The sequence below is a fragment of the Candidatus Macondimonas diazotrophica genome (genome assembly GCF_004684205.1).
In the GTDB taxonomy this organism is placed as follows: Bacteria; Pseudomonadota; Gammaproteobacteria; order UBA5335; family UBA5335; genus Macondimonas; species Macondimonas diazotrophica.
The window spans coordinates 146,459-161,506 of sequence record NZ_SRIO01000003.1; the positions used below are offsets into that span (position 1 = coordinate 146,459).

General features: G+C 64.0%; 19 protein-coding genes. All 19 read right to left on the bottom strand.

Translation table 11 applies throughout. From position 1 onward, the window contains the following. Positions 1-55: 55 nt before the first annotated feature. Positions 56-511, bottom strand: a complete 456-nt coding sequence (locus tag E4680_RS03385) for a host attachment protein (RefSeq protein ID WP_135280970.1) — start codon at positions 509-511, stop codon at positions 56-58. A gap of 85 nt (positions 512-596) precedes the next feature. Next, entirely contained in the window at positions 597-848 is a 252-nt protein-coding gene (minE, locus tag E4680_RS03390) for a cell division topological specificity factor MinE (RefSeq protein WP_135280971.1), read from the bottom strand. 3 nt (positions 849-851) lie between these two features. Further along, positions 852-1,658 carry a septum site-determining protein MinD gene (gene minD, locus E4680_RS03395; RefSeq protein WP_135280972.1) on the bottom strand — a complete coding sequence of 269 codons (807 nt, stop codon included), beginning with the start codon at positions 1,656-1,658 and terminating at the stop codon, positions 852-854. A gap of 74 nt (positions 1,659-1,732) precedes the next feature. Beyond that, entirely contained in the window at positions 1,733-2,428 is a 696-nt protein-coding gene (gene minC / locus E4680_RS03400; protein ID WP_135280973.1) for a septum site-determining protein MinC, read from the bottom strand. A gap of 71 nt (positions 2,429-2,499) precedes the next feature. After that, positions 2,500-2,823 carry a hypothetical protein gene (locus E4680_RS03405; protein ID WP_135280974.1) on the bottom strand — a complete coding sequence of 108 codons (324 nt, stop codon included), beginning with the start codon at positions 2,821-2,823 and terminating at the stop codon, positions 2,500-2,502. A gap of 53 nt (positions 2,824-2,876) precedes the next feature. Then, the gene (locus E4680_RS03410) at positions 2,877-3,566 is read right to left on the bottom strand and encodes a 2,3-bisphosphoglycerate-dependent phosphoglycerate mutase (RefSeq protein WP_135280975.1); all 690 of its coding nucleotides are present in this window, start codon (positions 3,564-3,566) and stop codon (positions 2,877-2,879) included. A gap of 235 nt (positions 3,567-3,801) precedes the next feature. Continuing rightward, positions 3,802-4,758 carry a thioredoxin-disulfide reductase gene (gene trxB / locus E4680_RS03415; protein WP_135280976.1) on the bottom strand — a complete coding sequence of 319 codons (957 nt, stop codon included), beginning with the start codon at positions 4,756-4,758 and terminating at the stop codon, positions 3,802-3,804. A 104-nt stretch (positions 4,759-4,862) separates the two neighbouring features. After that, positions 4,863-5,462, bottom strand: coding sequence for a peroxiredoxin (locus E4680_RS03420; RefSeq protein WP_135280977.1), 600 nt, complete (start codon positions 5,460-5,462; stop codon positions 4,863-4,865). A 156-nt stretch (positions 5,463-5,618) separates the two neighbouring features. Beyond that, on the bottom strand, positions 5,619-6,869 hold the full coding sequence (locus tag E4680_RS03425) for an NAD(P)/FAD-dependent oxidoreductase (protein ID WP_135280978.1): 1,251 nt from the start codon (positions 6,867-6,869) through the stop codon (positions 5,619-5,621). Positions 6,870-6,980: 111 nt separating this feature from the next. After that, positions 6,981-7,490 carry a C40 family peptidase gene (locus E4680_RS03430; RefSeq protein WP_205688732.1) on the bottom strand — a complete coding sequence of 170 codons (510 nt, stop codon included), beginning with the start codon at positions 7,488-7,490 and terminating at the stop codon, positions 6,981-6,983. 32 nt (positions 7,491-7,522) lie between these two features. After that, entirely contained in the window at positions 7,523-8,971 is a 1,449-nt protein-coding gene (mgtE, locus tag E4680_RS03435) for a magnesium transporter (RefSeq protein ID WP_135280980.1), read from the bottom strand. Positions 8,972-8,995: 24 nt separating this feature from the next. Beyond that, positions 8,996-9,421 (bottom strand): DUF1841 family protein, encoded by a 426-nt coding sequence (locus E4680_RS03440; RefSeq protein WP_135280981.1) that lies wholly within the window; start codon positions 9,419-9,421, stop codon positions 8,996-8,998. Then, positions 9,422-10,105 (bottom strand): endonuclease III, encoded by a 684-nt coding sequence (nth, locus tag E4680_RS03445; RefSeq protein ID WP_135280982.1) that lies wholly within the window; start codon positions 10,103-10,105, stop codon positions 9,422-9,424. Further along, the gene (locus E4680_RS03450; RefSeq protein ID WP_135280983.1) at positions 10,102-10,743 is read right to left on the bottom strand and encodes a hypothetical protein; all 642 of its coding nucleotides are present in this window, start codon (positions 10,741-10,743) and stop codon (positions 10,102-10,104) included. The genes nth and E4680_RS03450 overlap by 4 nt, the downstream gene beginning before the upstream one ends. Further along, a complete protein-coding gene (locus E4680_RS03455; RefSeq protein WP_135280984.1) occupies positions 10,740-11,396 on the bottom strand; it encodes an RnfABCDGE type electron transport complex subunit G in 657 nt (218 codons plus the stop codon). The genes E4680_RS03450 and E4680_RS03455 overlap by 4 nt, the downstream gene beginning before the upstream one ends. Continuing rightward, the gene (locus E4680_RS03460; RefSeq protein WP_135280985.1) at positions 11,374-12,387 is read right to left on the bottom strand and encodes an RnfABCDGE type electron transport complex subunit D; all 1,014 of its coding nucleotides are present in this window, start codon (positions 12,385-12,387) and stop codon (positions 11,374-11,376) included. The genes E4680_RS03455 and E4680_RS03460 overlap by 23 nt, the downstream gene beginning before the upstream one ends. After that, complete coding sequence (gene rsxC, locus E4680_RS03465; protein WP_167792359.1) at positions 12,387-13,898, bottom strand: electron transport complex subunit RsxC; 1,512 nt, start codon at positions 13,896-13,898, stop codon at positions 12,387-12,389. The genes E4680_RS03460 and rsxC overlap by 1 nt, the downstream gene beginning before the upstream one ends. After that, positions 13,885-14,448 (bottom strand): RnfABCDGE type electron transport complex subunit B, encoded by a 564-nt coding sequence (locus E4680_RS03470; protein ID WP_135280987.1) that lies wholly within the window; start codon positions 14,446-14,448, stop codon positions 13,885-13,887. The genes rsxC and E4680_RS03470 overlap by 14 nt, the downstream gene beginning before the upstream one ends. A gap of 3 nt (positions 14,449-14,451) precedes the next feature. Beyond that, positions 14,452-15,030 (bottom strand): Rnf-Nqr domain containing protein, encoded by a 579-nt coding sequence (locus E4680_RS03475; RefSeq protein ID WP_135280988.1) that lies wholly within the window; start codon positions 15,028-15,030, stop codon positions 14,452-14,454. Positions 15,031-15,048: the final 18 nt, after the last annotated feature.

Sequence of the window (15,048 nt, forward strand, 5' to 3'; positions counted from 1 at the left end):
CCAGACCGGCTTCGCCGGACCGGGCGGCTTGGATGGCGCCTGGAATTTCAGTAGATCAGTAGAGCGGATCCGGCAGATGGGCGCGGACGACATCCGGCGTCGTGCAGTGCGTGAGATCCAGATCGACACTGGCCAGCACCCGCGATGCAAGCTGATGATCCAGCGCGTCACGCAGAAATCCCAGGAACCGCGGGGGCGCGACCAAGACCAGATGGTTAAAGGCGTGGGCCTGGTATCGTTCCCGCAGTCGCGCGCAGAGCTCGGCGGCGAAGCGCCGGGCTTCCTCATCCTTGGGGTCGATCGTCGGCTCCATCCCGTGGCGGTGTTCACCATGGGAGTCCAGCGCACGTCCGGGCCGGTCGGCGAGCAGTTCATGGCCTGGAAGGCGCGATGCAGGGTGCACGGCATCCTCGAGTTCGAGCAAGGGACCGCGGGCACCCTGGGCTTGATAGAAGCGAGCGCGTGCTGCGTCCGCGACGAGAATCCAGACTGTCTGCTCAGCATGCGTCATGGCGCCGTCTCCAAAGTAAGGTCGTGTCGTCTGCACGATAGCAAAACTTCAAAACCGGCTTTTGACGCGGATCATGCGATGCGCATCAGCGTTCCGGAAGGATGATGTTCAGTTCCAGGATGTCGCAATCACCCTGGTGATCGACCTCGACCTTCACGGCATCATCGTTGACGGTGACATAGCGTCGAACCACCTCCAACAAATCACGCTGCAAATTGAGAAAGTAATCCGGGCGCTGACTCTCGCGGCGCTGGTGGGCGACCACGATTTGCAGACGCTCTTTCGCCACCGAGGCGCTGGACTTGTTGGATGAACGGAAGAAACTGAGAATACCCATGGTTCAGCCTCCAAACAGCCGTCGCAGGAAGCTTCGCTCCTCTTCCACGAAGCGCAGGGGGCGGGACTCGCCGAGAAAACGGGCGACGGTATCGGCATAAGCCTGGCCGGCTTCGCTCTTGTCCTCCAGGATCACCGGTGTTCCGGCATTGGAGCATTGCAACACGGTCGGTGATTCGGGAATCACACCCAACAACGGGATCGAGAGAATCTCCTGCACGTCCTGAAGGCTGAGCATTTCACCCTTGCTGACGCGTTTGGGTGCATAGCGGGTGATGACCAGATGCTCGTTGATCTTGCCGTCCTGACGCTCGGCGCGGCGTGTCTTGCTGGCGAGCAGTCCCAGGACCCGATCCGAATCGCGGACCGAGGACACTTCGGGATTGGTGACGATGATGGCATCGTCGGCGAAATACATGGCCAGATGTGCGCCCTTCTCGATGCCCGCCGGCGAATCGCAAAGGATGTAATCGAAGTCTTGGGACATCTCTTCGAGGACGCGACCGACGCCGTCCTGAGTGAGGGCATCCTTGTCCCGCGTCTGTGAGGCGGCGAGGATGGAGAGATTGGGCAGACGCTTGTCGCGGATCAGGGCCTGACCCAGGGAGGCCTCGCCGTGGATGACATTCACAAAGTCATACACGACGCGGCGCTCACACCCCATGATGAGGTCGAGATTGCGCAGGCCGACGTCGAAGTCGACCACCGCGGTCTTGAAACCGCGCAGCGCCAGGCCAGTTCCGAAAGCAGCGGAAGTGGTGGTTTTTCCGACCCCTCCTTTGCCAGAGGTCACCACAATGATGCGTGCCAAGGGAGATGCTCCTCATTTTGTTCCGTAAAAGTCATGACATTCAGTGCAGGGGGCATGGATCGCCCAGCGCTGCGTCACAGGGCCTGGACGTGAAGGTTCTCGCCGTCCAGATGAATCTGTGCCGGCTGCCCGCGCTGCGCCGGTTCCAGATCGTCGGCCAGCCGGTAATAACCCGCAATGGAAATCAACTCTGCTTCAAGCGATCGACAAAAAATACGCGCTGTCCGGTCGCCACGCAGGCCCGCGAGCGCGCGACCCCGCAGCGCGCCATAGACATGGATGTTGCCGTCTGCGAGCAATTCCGCGCCATGGCTGACCGGTCCAACAACAATCAGGTCGCTTTTGGCATAGACCTGTTGTCCGGATCGCACCGGCTCAGTAATCAGGCGTGCGGGCATATTCCGTTCGACCGCCTTGGGTTGCGAATCGACTGCCGATGAACGGGTCTCGTTCAGCACACCCAGCGCCAGATCGCGTGCCTGCTGTTCGTGTATCGGGTCTGCTCCGCGGATGGCGATGGGGATCAGCTCGAGTGCACGCAGCGCTTCGACCAGTGCGGCGATCGTCCACGCCACCTGTTCGACTGCCTGCACGTCAACGATGATCGGCGCGCCCTTGAAGAATCCGGGCGCCTGATCGATGCGCCGCCGCACGTCCGAAACCACCCGTTCGGGGGTGGGATCGAAGACCTTCAGGACCGTGAAGGTGAAGCCGCTGCCTTTCAGCTCACAGGACGGGGTCTGGGGAAAGGCGGATGATCGCATCGACATGAAGAAGGCTCCCGGCGGGATATTTCAGAACGATAACAAAGCTGGCCAATGCCGAATACCCATGTGCCCGTTCATGTCTCGCCGCGCGCAGCCTGGACCCGTCCGAAATGCCACGCCAAGCCCAGTGCAAGCGTCAATGCGCCCAGCGCCAGCGCGGCCGTTTCGCCGTTGTAGCCAGGCTGATAGGGGCTCATTGCGCCCAACAGCAGACAGCCGCCGACGAAATTGGCAGATCCCCACAGCACATTGACCACGGGTGAGGAGTTCCCGACGCCGGGCGGTTGCGCGAACGGGGAGGGAAACGGTTTGCCGGATACGCCGTGAACGAAATGCGGAATGCCGTTGGCCAGAAAGATACCGGCCAGAAACCGGATCAGTAACAGGCTCCATGCCATGTGTGACTCTCCTTGATGCGGCACACCTCCGCGGCAGGTTGGTGCTCGCGCCGTTACGCCAGGATCGATTTGGACCGGATGTCGATCGTTTCCGGCGTCACCTCGAGATCATAGGCGATCGGCACACCGGTGGGGATTTCCAGGCCCATGATGTCGGCATCGGAAATGCTTTCCAGATCCTTGGTCAGCGCGCGCAGCGAATTGCCGTGAGCGGAAATCAGCACCTGCTTGCCGGCGGCCAGCTCGGGCCGGATGTGCTGCTCGAAATAGGGGCGTACCCGCTCGCAGGTGTCCTTCAGACTCTCGCCGTTGGGCGGCGGTGTATCGTAGCCGCGCCGCCACTGTTTGAACTGCGCCTCACCATGGCGGGCCAGAACCTCATCCTTGTTGAGGCCCTGCAGGTCGCCATAGTGACGTTCGGCCAGGGCGGTCACATGCAGATAGACCGGAAATTCATTTGCGCCGGGCCGGTAGGACTCGCGTGGCAGCGTACCTTCGGCGGGTAGGAAGATGGGCGTCCGGCCGCTGCGATTTTCTCGCAACACGACCTGCAGGGTCGTGATAGCGCGCTGGAGGTGAGAGGTGAAGGCGACATCGAACGCGCGGTCGGCGAGCAGGCGGCCCGCCTGGGCTGCTTCTTCCCAGCCATCCGCCGCTAGGGGGACATCGACCCAACCGGTGAATCGGTTCTGGGCATTCCAGACGGATTTGCCATGCCGGATCAGGATCAGGCGTGCTTGCATCGGTAGTTCCCCTTCGTGCGATGAGATGGCGTCAAGTGGCCTATTGTAAAGGAGCTGAACTGTTTCGCTAAGGTGAAGGGGCGAGGCGACGCGCGCTCGAGCCGGCGGCTGGAATCAAGATCCCGGCGCACCATTGCGTGCCCAGCAGCCGAGCTTCGCTACGCGGATCACGAGGGAATCCACGAATGGATGCATCGGCGCACAGACCGGCCCGGTCGGGCCGGCTGCCAGGCGTTCAGTCGTTGGTGAGTTCGTCGAGAAAGCGCTCGGCGTCCAGGGCCGCCATGCAGCCGGTGCCGGCGGAGGTGATGGCCTGGCGATAGACATGATCCATCACGTCACCTGCGGCGAATACACCCGGGATGGATGTGGCCGTGGCATTGCCTTCCAGTCCGCTGTTGACTTTCAGGTAGCCGCCCTGCATGTCGAGCTGTCCTTCGAAGAGCTGGCTGTTGGGTGTATGGCCAATGGCGATGAATACGCCTGCGACCGCGATCTCTTGGGTTTCACCAGTCGTGCTGCGTGCCCGCAGTCCGGTCACGCCGGATTCGTCGCCCAGAACCTCGTCGAGTTCATGGTTCCATAATATGGTGATCTTGCCTTCGCGCTCGCGGGCGAACAGCTTGTCCTGCAGAATTTTCTCCGCCCGGAACCGGTCGCGGCGATGAATGACGGTGACGTGCGCCGCGATGTTGGCCAGATACAGCGCTTCTTCCACAGCCGTGTTGCCGCCACCGATCACGGCGACATTCTGGTTGCGATAGAAAAACCCGTCGCAGGTGGCGCAGGCTGAAACCCCCTTGCCCATGAACGCCTGTTCGGAGGCAAGGCCCAGATAGCGGGCGCTGGCTCCGGTCGCAATGATCAGGGCATCGCAGGTATACACGCCGCTGTCGCCTTCGAGCCGGAACGGGCGCTGCCCGAGATCCGCGGTATGGATATGGTCGAACACCACCTGGGTCTCGAAGCGCTCGGCATGCGCCTTGAGTTCTTCCATCAACGCGGGGCCTTGCAGACCTTCCTGGCCGCCTGGCCAGTTGTCGACCTCGGTCGTGGTGGTCAGTTGCCCGCCCATCTGGATGCCAGTGATGAGAACCGGTTTGAGATTGGCTCGGGCGCCGTAGATGGCGGCGGTGTAGCCGGCCGGACCCGAACCCAGAATCAATAAACGCGCATGGCTGCTTTCGGCCATTGAAAAATCCTCGAAACCCGAATAGTCGATGAAATCGTGAGGTCCGATGCCGGGCGCGGCCTATCGCCTGTTCGCGCGAGGACTGACGCCCGGCACGGCGTGTCTCACAGCGCGCTGCTGTGCTCCGCGAGGTAGCTTGCCACACCTTCGGCAGTGGGCTTCATGCCAGGCTTGCCCTTGCGCCAGCCGGCGGGGCAGACCTCACCGTGCTCTTCGGTGAATTGCAGGGCTTCCACCAGGCGAAGCATTTCATCCACTTCCCGGCCCAGCGGCAGGTTGTTGACGACCTGATGCTGCACGATGCCGTTCTTGTCGATCAGGAAAGAGGCGCGCAGCGCGACGCCGTCCGGATGTTCGACGCCGTAGGCACGGACGATGTCGTGGCGCACATCCGCCACGATGGGAAACTGTACCGGACCGATGCCGCCTTTTTCGACCGGCGTGTTCCGCCAGGCATGGTGGGTGAAGGCAGAGTCGATGGAAACCCCGACCACTTCCACACCCAGGTCTTTGAACTTGGAGACACGGTGGTCGTGAGCAATGATTTCGGAAGGGCACACGAATGTGAAATCCAGCGGCCAGAAGAACAGAACGACGTACTTGCCCTTCAGATCCGAAAGACGGAAGTTTTCGTTGATACTGCCGTCGGGAAGCACGGCGGCGGCGGTGAAATCAGGGGCAGGTTGGCTGACCAGAACGCTCATGAGGGGGCTCCTTTGCGAAGGGGTGGATGGACTCGACCGACATCTTAAAGCAAGCCGGTCGGATGGGTGCAATCCAAAAATGATCAGAAGGCGATCACATTTTTCGATGATCACTCTGTGTCACGGAAGCGTTTCGCCCAACGGTCCGCGATTCGTTCAGTCTGGCTCCGGGTAGTTGCGGGCGCGGTGATGGGGCGTATTGATCTCATAGCCGCGCAACATGATTTCCCAATACAGGAAGGGCAGCAGACTGGTCTTGAGCCACCACATGCTGCGCCGTTCGACATACGGGTCGAGCGGCAGGGTGGGCGTGACCACACCGTCGTAGACGAACTCGGCCAGCATGACCTTGCCCTTGGCCGTGGTCAGCGGGCAGGTCCCATAGCCATCGTAGCGCGCGGTCGGTTGCTTGCCGCCGAGCTCCGCCAGCAGGTTGCGCACCACCACGGGCGCCTGCTGACGCACTGCGCCGGCGGTTTTGGAGTTTGGTGTCGAGGCGACATCACCCAGCGCATGGACGTTGGGATAGTGCACATGGCGCAGCGTGAACTTGTCCACGTCCACATAGCCTGCCGCATTGGCGAGTGGGCTGTGGCGAACGAAATCGGCCGGTCGTTGCGGCGGCGTGACATGCAGTAGATCGAACGGCTGCTCGATTCGGGTTTTCTGGCCATCCGCACCGGTGTGCTCGAAGGTGGCGACCCGCGCCGGTCCGTCTACGGCGACGAGTGTATGCTGATAATGGCGCTGCACACCATAGCGGTCGGCGACCCGCTCCAGCGCGCGGGAAAAGGGGGCGACTCCGAAGATTACCGGCGTGGCGCAGTAATAGTGCAGCTCGGCCTCGCGGCCATTCTGCTGGAAGTGATCGGCCGCCAGATAGAGGATCTTCTGCGGGGCGCCTGGGCATTTGAAGGGCATGGGCGCTGCCGTGAAGACGGCGCGTCCGCGGCTGAACTCCTGGATGCACTGCCAGGTGTATGGCGCGAGATCGTAGTGGTAGTTGCTGCAGACGCCATTCTGTCCAAGTGTTTCCTCCAATCCGGCCACGGCGCCCCAGTCGCTGACGATGCCCGGGCAGACAATCAGATGCTCGTAGTGGACGAGTCGCCCATCGTCCAGGACGAGCTGATTCTGGTCGGGTTCGAGCGCGGCCACCGCTTGGCGTATCCAGGTCACGCCCAGCGGCATCAAGCCATGCATGGGCCGGCGGGTTGCGGTGGCGGGGAAAACCCCGCCCCCCACCAGCGTCCAGCCGGGTTGGTAGAAATGGAACTCAGCTGGCTCGATGACCGCAACATCCAGATGATTGTTCAATCGCAAGAGGCGGGCGGCGACCGCGAGACCAGCGGCGCCACCGCCAATGACAACAATCTGGTGGGCAGAAGGGGGGGATGCAGTGACCATGAATTGCTCTCCTGACGGGGGACATCAACGGTTTGGTCCCTTTGAATCGGGACGGGGGTCATGATGCCAGTGTTGGGTCGTTGCTCGGAGCCGTGATGGCGTAACAGACCCTCAGGAATCGTTGGCGATCAACTGAAGCATGGGCAGTGCACCGGCGTAGCGCGGCGCCCAATAGTTCGCATCGATCGCATCGATCCGCACGACCTTTCCTGAGCCAGGCGCATGCACCATGCGTCCGTCACCCATGTAGATCCCGACATGGGAGATGGCACCATCGACGCGGAAAAACAGCAGATCCCCGGGGGCCAGTGCATGTGGCGGCACCCGCCGCGCCCGTTCGGCCTGGTCGATCGCGCGACGAGGCAATGAAAATCCGGCTTGCCGATAAGCGTAGGTCACCAGCCCGCTGCAGTCGAACCCGCCGGGTTCGGCGCCGCCCCAGCGATAGGGCTGGCCGGTCATTGCCAAGGCGTGTGCCACCACTTCCATCCGCCGGGACGCCACATCGGCGTTTGCGGCCGATCCCGACGGCATGCGGGTGGCGGGCCCCCATGTGGGTGCGCACGCGACCAGCATCATCACGAGGCTGAGCAGGATGGCGCGGGGGATGATCGGTTTCAAAGGCCGGTCTCCAGGACGCAGGATATCGGGAATCATTGCAGAAACACGCTGGCCAGGCCAAGGAAGATGAAAAATCCACCGCTGTCGGTCGTTGCGGTCAGAAGGACGCTCGAACCCAGCGCCGGGTCTCGGCGCAGCCGATGCATGGCCAGTGGGATGAGCATGCCGGCCAATGCTGCGAGCAGGAGGTTGAGCAGCATCGCCGCACTCATCACCACCCCCAGGGCGGGGTTGCCATACAGACCATAGGCCACTGCCCCGACCACACTGCCCCATACCAAGCCATTGAGCAGGGCAACCCGGATTTCCTTACGGATCAGGCGATGGGTGTTGTTGTCGTTGAGCTGATCCAGCGCCAGGGCACGGATGATCAATGCCGAAGTCTGGTTGCCGGTATTGCCGCCGATGCCGGCGACGATGGGCATCAGCGCTGCCAGGGCCACCAGCCTTTCGATGGTCCCTTCAAACAGGCCGATGACCCGCGAGGCAATGAGTGCCGTGACCAGATTCACAGCCAGCCAGGGCCAGCGGTTGCGGACACTCGGCCCAACGCCGGCGAAGAGGTCCTCGTCCTCCCGTAGCCCTGCGCGCCCCAGCATCTCCGCATTGCGCAGCTCTTGCAGGTAATCGACCACCACGTCGATGGTCAGGCGTCCGAGGACATGGCGCCGTTCATCGACGACGGGCGCCGAGACGAGGTCATAGCGCTCGAAGGCCTGTGCCGCTTCTTCGGCAGGGTCGCCGGGAGAGAACGTGACCACATCCCGCGCCATGACCTCCGACACCCGCCGCGCCGGATCTTCGGCCACGAGGCGCCGCAGCAGCAGGATCCCGGTGAGCTGGCCGTGTCGATTGGTGACGAACAGCTTGTCTGTGTGATCGGGCAGCTCGCCAATGCGCCGCAGATAGCGGTAGACCACATCCAAGCTGATGTCCTCCCGGATCGTGACCGGAGCATAGTCCATCAGGGCGCCCACCGTGTCCTCGGGATAGGACAGAGCGGCTTGGAGTCGTGCGCGATTCTGCGCGTCCATGGCATCCAGTACGCTCTGCAGCACATCGCGTGGCAGGTCGGCCGCCAGGTCGGCCAACTCATCGGCATCGAGCTGGGCCGCTGCGGCCTGAAGCTCGGCCTGATCCATGCGGGCAATCAGGCTTTCGCGGACAGCATCGGACACCTCGAGCAGGATCTCGCCGTCCAGATCGGCGCGGACCAGATCCCAGACTGTCAGCCGCTCCTCCAGCGGAAGGGCTTCGAGGATATGGGCGATGTCTGCCGGATGCAGACGACTGAGCTTGCGTTCCAGTTCGCTCAGGTGCTGCCGGTGCAATACCTGCTGTTCCAGGGCATGGCGCGGCGTATCGGTGCGGTCCAGAAGCTGTTCCACCAGATGCTGCTTGCGCAACAGCTCGCTGACCTCGCGCATGATGTGCTGCAGGCGGGTACTGTCGGCGGGACGCTGGTTCGGAGCCGGTTCCATGCAGGCCTCAGGGTCGGATTCGTGCTACAGCCCTTTGAGGCATTCCAGGTAGCGGTTCTCGTCGGGCGGCTGTCCGGATCGTTGTGCCTCCCACAGGGCCTGTCCGAGGCAGCTCATCATCCGGTGTTCGGCGGCGTGGGCCGAACCTTGACGGCTGCTCAGGCGCTGGTGGATGCGGCGAATGCCGCTCGGTCGGTCGGTCGTGACCTGCTCCCGTAGCGCCATGTGCAGGCCAAGATGCAGGAATGGGTTTTCCGTTCCCCGCTCGGGTGGAAATTCATGCTGCGCCAGCGCTTCGCCGCTGCCCTCGAATAGCGACTGGTATTCCGGATGCTCCTCGACGAGTGTCGCGAGGGCGGTTTCGAGGGGGCTCAGAGCTTCGCCGGCCCGGGCTTTTTGCCAAGCGGTTGCATATTGGGCGCGCAGGCCTGCGCGGTCGTTGCCGAACATTCAGTGCACTCCGGTTTGAGTCTCTGGGGCATGGGCGTGTCGCGGAGCCGAATCGCCGAAGAGCGCGGCGCTGGCGCACAGGTCACGCACCGAACATTGCGCGCACAAGGGCTTGCGTGCCTTGCACACATAGCGTCCGTGCAGAATCAGCCAGTGATGGGCGTGCTGGCGGTAGGCGGATGGAACACACTGCATCAGCTGATCCTCGACTTCCCGTACGGTCTTGCCCGACGCGAGGCCAGTGCGATTGGCGACCCGGAAGATATGGGTATCGACCGCCAGGGTTGGTTCCCCAAACGCGACATTCAGGATCACATTGGCGGTTTTGCGGCCGACCCCAGGCAAGGCCTCGAGCTCGGCGCGGCTGCGCGGGACCTGGCTGCCATGGCGTTCGACCAGCATGCGGCTCATCGCGATCACGTGGCGGGCCTTGGATCGATACAGTCCGATGGTGCGGATGGCCTGCGTCAGCCCTGGTTCGCCCAGCGCCAGCATGTCCTCCGGCGTGCGGACTTTTTCGAACAAGGGCGTGGTCGCCTTGTTCACGCCCGCATCGGTTGCCTGCGCCGAGAGAATGACCGCGACCAGCAGCTGGTAGGTGTTGTGGTAGACCAGTTCGGTTTCGGGTTCCGGGTTGGCCGCAGCCAGGCGCGCAAAAAAGGTGGCGCAGCATTCGGGCGTCATTCGATCGACTCCGCAGACATGGGGGGTATGGTCCGCGATGGCGTCCGGTGTCTCAAGGTCCGTCCGATGACGATCAGCAGGGCGAACGCCACGAAACCTCCAGTGGGCCAGGCCGCGATGGGGAAGACCAGGTGGCGAGGGACGGGGATCGGACCGGTCCCGATCAGGGGCAACAGTCCAATGCGGAGACTGGCAGCCAGTTCTCGGAGTGCGCCCATCAGTGGCGGCAGTCCCGCGACGATCAGCAGCGTACGCCGCGAGAACGATGGCCGCACCGCCGGCGCCGGTTCTATTGGATGACCCGGCACCATCAGCAGAAGCAGTCCCGTTGCCGCCACTAGGGGGAGGGGGCCAGCCATGGCGGCATGCAGATGGTGCAGGTAGGTATCGATGAGACGGTCCAGGATCGCAATGAAGCCGGCGAGCAGCAGTGTGGCGATAGGCAGTCGCAGTTCCGCGTCCGGAAGACGGGTCAGCCGCGGCTGCAAGACGCTGATGGCTGCGAACAGGGCGCCGGCGGCGAGTCCCAAAGCCAGCCCGGAGATGAGCGAGGTGCTCGCGATGGCTAGAGGAACCGCCGCCAGCGCAATCCGTGGGGTCTCGCCGGCTGCAGATTCCGGTGAGGGTGCAATGGTCATTTCACGGCGTCCTGCGGCGCAGGGGTGAGCAGCAGCACCCGGTGGCGTTCAAAATACTTCAGGGCACCGGCCACCGCATGGATGACGGCGCGAGGGGTCAGGGTCGCGCCTGTGATCTGATCGAAATCACCACCATCTTTACGCACGTTCCAACGTCCCTCCGGAGGACTTCCCAGGCTGTGGCCGTCGAACTGGGTAATCCAGGCCGAGCGCGCCCGATCGATGCGATCGCCCAGCCCCGGGGTTTCGTGGTGGCGCGTTACCCGCACGGCGACGATCGCGCCCAAAACATCGATTCCCACCAATAGCTCGATCCGACCGCTGTACCCATCGGGCGCTACGGCCGGCACGATCACGGTCTCGACGCGATCGTCCACCACCACCTGATAGGCATTGAACGGGCTATTCTGGTGGAGTTCTCCGGCCGGTGGAAGTCTCAGCGAGCGCAGGGCATCCGGCTGGGCGATGCGGGATCCGGCGATTTCCCGCACCTGGGCCAGCCGGTCCCATTCGCGGTTTTTGCTCATGCGCGGTTCAGTCCAGTACATCGTCGCCAGCACCAGTCCCAGCACGCCCAGCGCGCAGCCGCCGACGCTGAGGCCGGCGCGCAGCAGGCTCCAGCGGGCGGACTCAGTCGTCGCGGGGCGTGCCATAAGGTCTCGGGATGGTCAGGCGGTCAATCAGGGGGACAGCCAGATTCATCAGCAGAACGGCAAAGGCGAAGCCGTCGGGATAGGCGCCGAAAGTGCGGATCAGATAAACCAGCGCGCCGATCCCCGCGCCGTAAAGCAACCGGCCGCGCGGGGTGGTGCTCGCCGAGACGGGATCGGTGGCAATGAAAAACGCGCCCAGCATCGTCGCCCCTTGTGTCAGATGGAACAGCGCCGAGGGATAGCGATCCGCGTCGATGACCTGAAAAACCAGCGCTCCGGTGGCAACCGCCACGAGCACGGCGACGGGGATGCGCCAGCCGATGACGCCCCGTGCCAGCAGGTAACCGCCACCGGCTGCGTAGGCCAGGTTCACCACCAGCCCCGCCCGGCTACCCGCGGGGCCGCCCTCTGCGTGGATCTCGAACAAGGTATGGGTGAGGGCCAGTCGCGTGCGGGTATCACCCAGCGCGGTGGCGCCGGTCAATCCATCCCAAGCGTGTTCTGCACCGGTCCAAGCCAGTGCTGCCAGGTGCCAATCCCAGGCCGATGCCGCAGCGGGCCACCGGGTCATGGCCACGGGAAAGCTCACCAGCAACAGGGCGTAGGCGGCCATGGCGGGATTGAAGGGGTTCTGCCCCAGCCCGCCGTAAGCGTGTTTGACCAGTAACACGGCGAATGCCGTGCCCAGAATCGGTAGCGGGAGCGGCAACCAGGGCGGAAGCGCCAGTGCGATGAGCGTTGCCGTCACCGCCACACTACCATCCTGGAGGGCCGGCTTGGGCGGATGTCCGCGCAGTCTCATGGCGAGGATTTCACAGCCGTAGGCCGTTGCCAGACACAGAGCCAAGTTGAGCAATACCCCCGGACCGCGATAGAAAAGCGTCGCCGCCGCACCAGGCAACAGCGCCAGCAGCACTTGGCTCATCACCCAGCTGACCGGGCGTGCATGCGGCAAGTGAGGCGCTGAGGCGGTCGGAAACGCCTTGCTCATCAGGGCTCCTGATTCGGTGTGGCGTCTTTGCGCGCACGATGAGCCCGGAGCCGGGCCAATCGTTCGCGGGGATCTTCGCCGCGTGTACCGGACTGGGTCACCTGTTGGGCCCTGCGGTCTTCCAGGCGGCTTTCCCGCGCTTCAATCCGTTCCTTGAGCCAGGCCGCACGCTGATCGAGACTGGTTGCACGGGTCAGTTGAAACTTGGCCGTCTGGAACGTTTCGACCAAGGGAATACGGCTCGGGCAGACCACATCGCAGCACCCGCATTCGATACAGGCATCGAGTGCATGGGCTTCCAGGGCATTCTGGTCCATCGTACGCGCATGCCAGTACAACTGCTGCGGCAGCAGATTCATCGGGCAGACGCTCGCGCACGCCCCACAGCGGATACAGGGCTGGACCGGCGCACTCTCCTCGAATGGTTGTTGGGTCGGGACCCACAGCGCCTGGCTGCCCTTGGTAATGGGGATGGCATCGTTGGGCAGCGCCACGCCCATCATCGGGCCACCGAGGATAAGCGAGCCGGCCGTGTCCGTGGTGCCACCACAAGCGGCGAGGATGGCGGATACCGGAGTCCCGATGCGGGCACTGAGATTGGCGCTCCGGGCCAGCCCAGGGCCGCTGGCTGTAATGATGCGGGAGATCACCGGCGTGCCTTCCAGCAGTGCCTTGCCGGCGGCCGCGACCGTGGCGATGTTCAGGCACAGGCAGCCCACTTCGGTCGGGAGGGCGCCGCGGGGGATCTCCCGACCGGTCAGCAGGCGGATGAGCACCTCCTCGGCGCCGGCGGTATAGCGGGCGGGCACCCGGATGATGCGGACGGCATTCAGGCCGGCTGCATCCAAGGCTCCCGCGAGGGGTGTCGAATCAAGCGTTTCCTTCAGTCCGATGAGGACTTCCGGCTGCCCGAGAAACGTAGACAGCGCATGAATGCCCTGTGCGATGTCCGCTGGGCAGTGGGCCAGCAGTCCCTCATCACAGCGGATGTGGGGTTCACATTCAGCTGCGTTGACGATCAGCGTGCCAATCGGTGTTGCGCTGGCGCAGGATAGCTTGGCTGCGGTGGAAAACACCGCACCACCCAGGCCGACCACGCCGGACTCGGCCAGGCGTCGCAGTACGGCGGCGCGGTTCTCGGTTGCTGGATCGCAGCGTGACATGGGCGCCTCGGAACGGTCTTCGCCGTCGGTGCGGATCAGCATGCAGGCGCGCGCGGCGACATTTCGAAGGGCCACCAGATGCGGTTCGATGGCGATGACCTCCCCCGAACTGCTGGCATGAATGGCAGCATCCCAAGGCCCTGGTGGCCGGGCAATGCATTGCCCGCGCTTGACCTTGTCCCCCACCGCGACGCAGGGGGTGGCTCGGACCCCCGATGGGCTCTCCAGTGGCAGCACCAGTACCGATGGGATGGGCCCGTCTGACCAGGGCAACGCGGCAGCGGGTCGGGCGGGTTCCAGTGCCAGGCCGCCGTGCAAGGGGTGACGGCTGGTTTCAATGGTGGCCACGAGGGAGATGCTCCGGGCGCAACGGGGTGGGCGCCTGCCACAGCCAAGCGGCGGGCGGCACGGGATCGAGCTCGATGCAATCGACCGGGCAGACTGGCAGGCACAACGCACAGCCCGTGCATTCGTCGGTCAGGACCGTATGGGCCAGGCCGCGTGCGCCGACGATGGCGTCGACTGGACAGGCGTCCAGACACAAGGTGCAGGCGACGCAACGCGCCTCATCGATTCGGGCGAGGGTCGGCTCGGGGCGTCGGGGTGCGGGGTAGGCCTCCGCCAGATGCCAGAGCTCCAGTCGTTCCAGCAACTGATCGCGGGTACGGGTTCCGCCCGGCACACAACGGTTCGGGGGAGCGGTTCCCGCCGCCAAGGCTTCCGCGTACGGCCGGCAGCCGGCATAGTCGCACTGGCCGCATTGAGTTTGGGGCAGCAGCGCGTCAAGCGTCGCCGCCAGATCGGCCTGTGCGGCCACCGGGCGGCGCGCCAGCCAGGGAAGAGCCATGCCCAGGCCCGCGAACAGTCCGGTCAATGCCAGCAGTGCGAGCCAATTCATCGGCTAGACCTTCACCAGTCCGTTGAAGCCCAGAAAGGCCAGCGCGATCACGCCCAGTGACACGAGGGCAATCGGCAGGCCCCGGAATGGGGCGGGCACTGCGGCCGCCGCCAGATGCGCGGTGAGCGCGGCAAAGGGAATGAGGACCAATGCGGCGCCGCCTGCCGTCCCCATTCCCATTCCCAGCGCCGATCCCAGCGATCGGGGGGGCGGGGCCAGGACCAGCGCGATTCCCAACAAGGTCCAGTAAAGGCTCAGCCATGGATCCGTTCGCCCTGCGCGGTGGACCGCGCCCGATTGCCGGCGCAGCATCAACGCAGCGGCCTGCGCCAGGAGCGCGGTGAGCCCCATGACGAGGGGCAGCCGGAGCACTTCCCATCCTTGGGGGTGGAGCCAGAGCACGTCCAGCAGATAGCTCAGCGCGCTGACCACAGTCAGCAGCGGAATGCCAAGCAGGCAGCCGATCACGACCTGCTCCAGCCGTGCCGGTGCCGCCAGGGCCAGACTCACCCCCAACCCCAACGCGAGTGTCGCATTCTGTAACAGGGCGGTGGCAACGAAAGGGGTGGTCCAGTTATCCATCAGGTCCGTATCGGATGG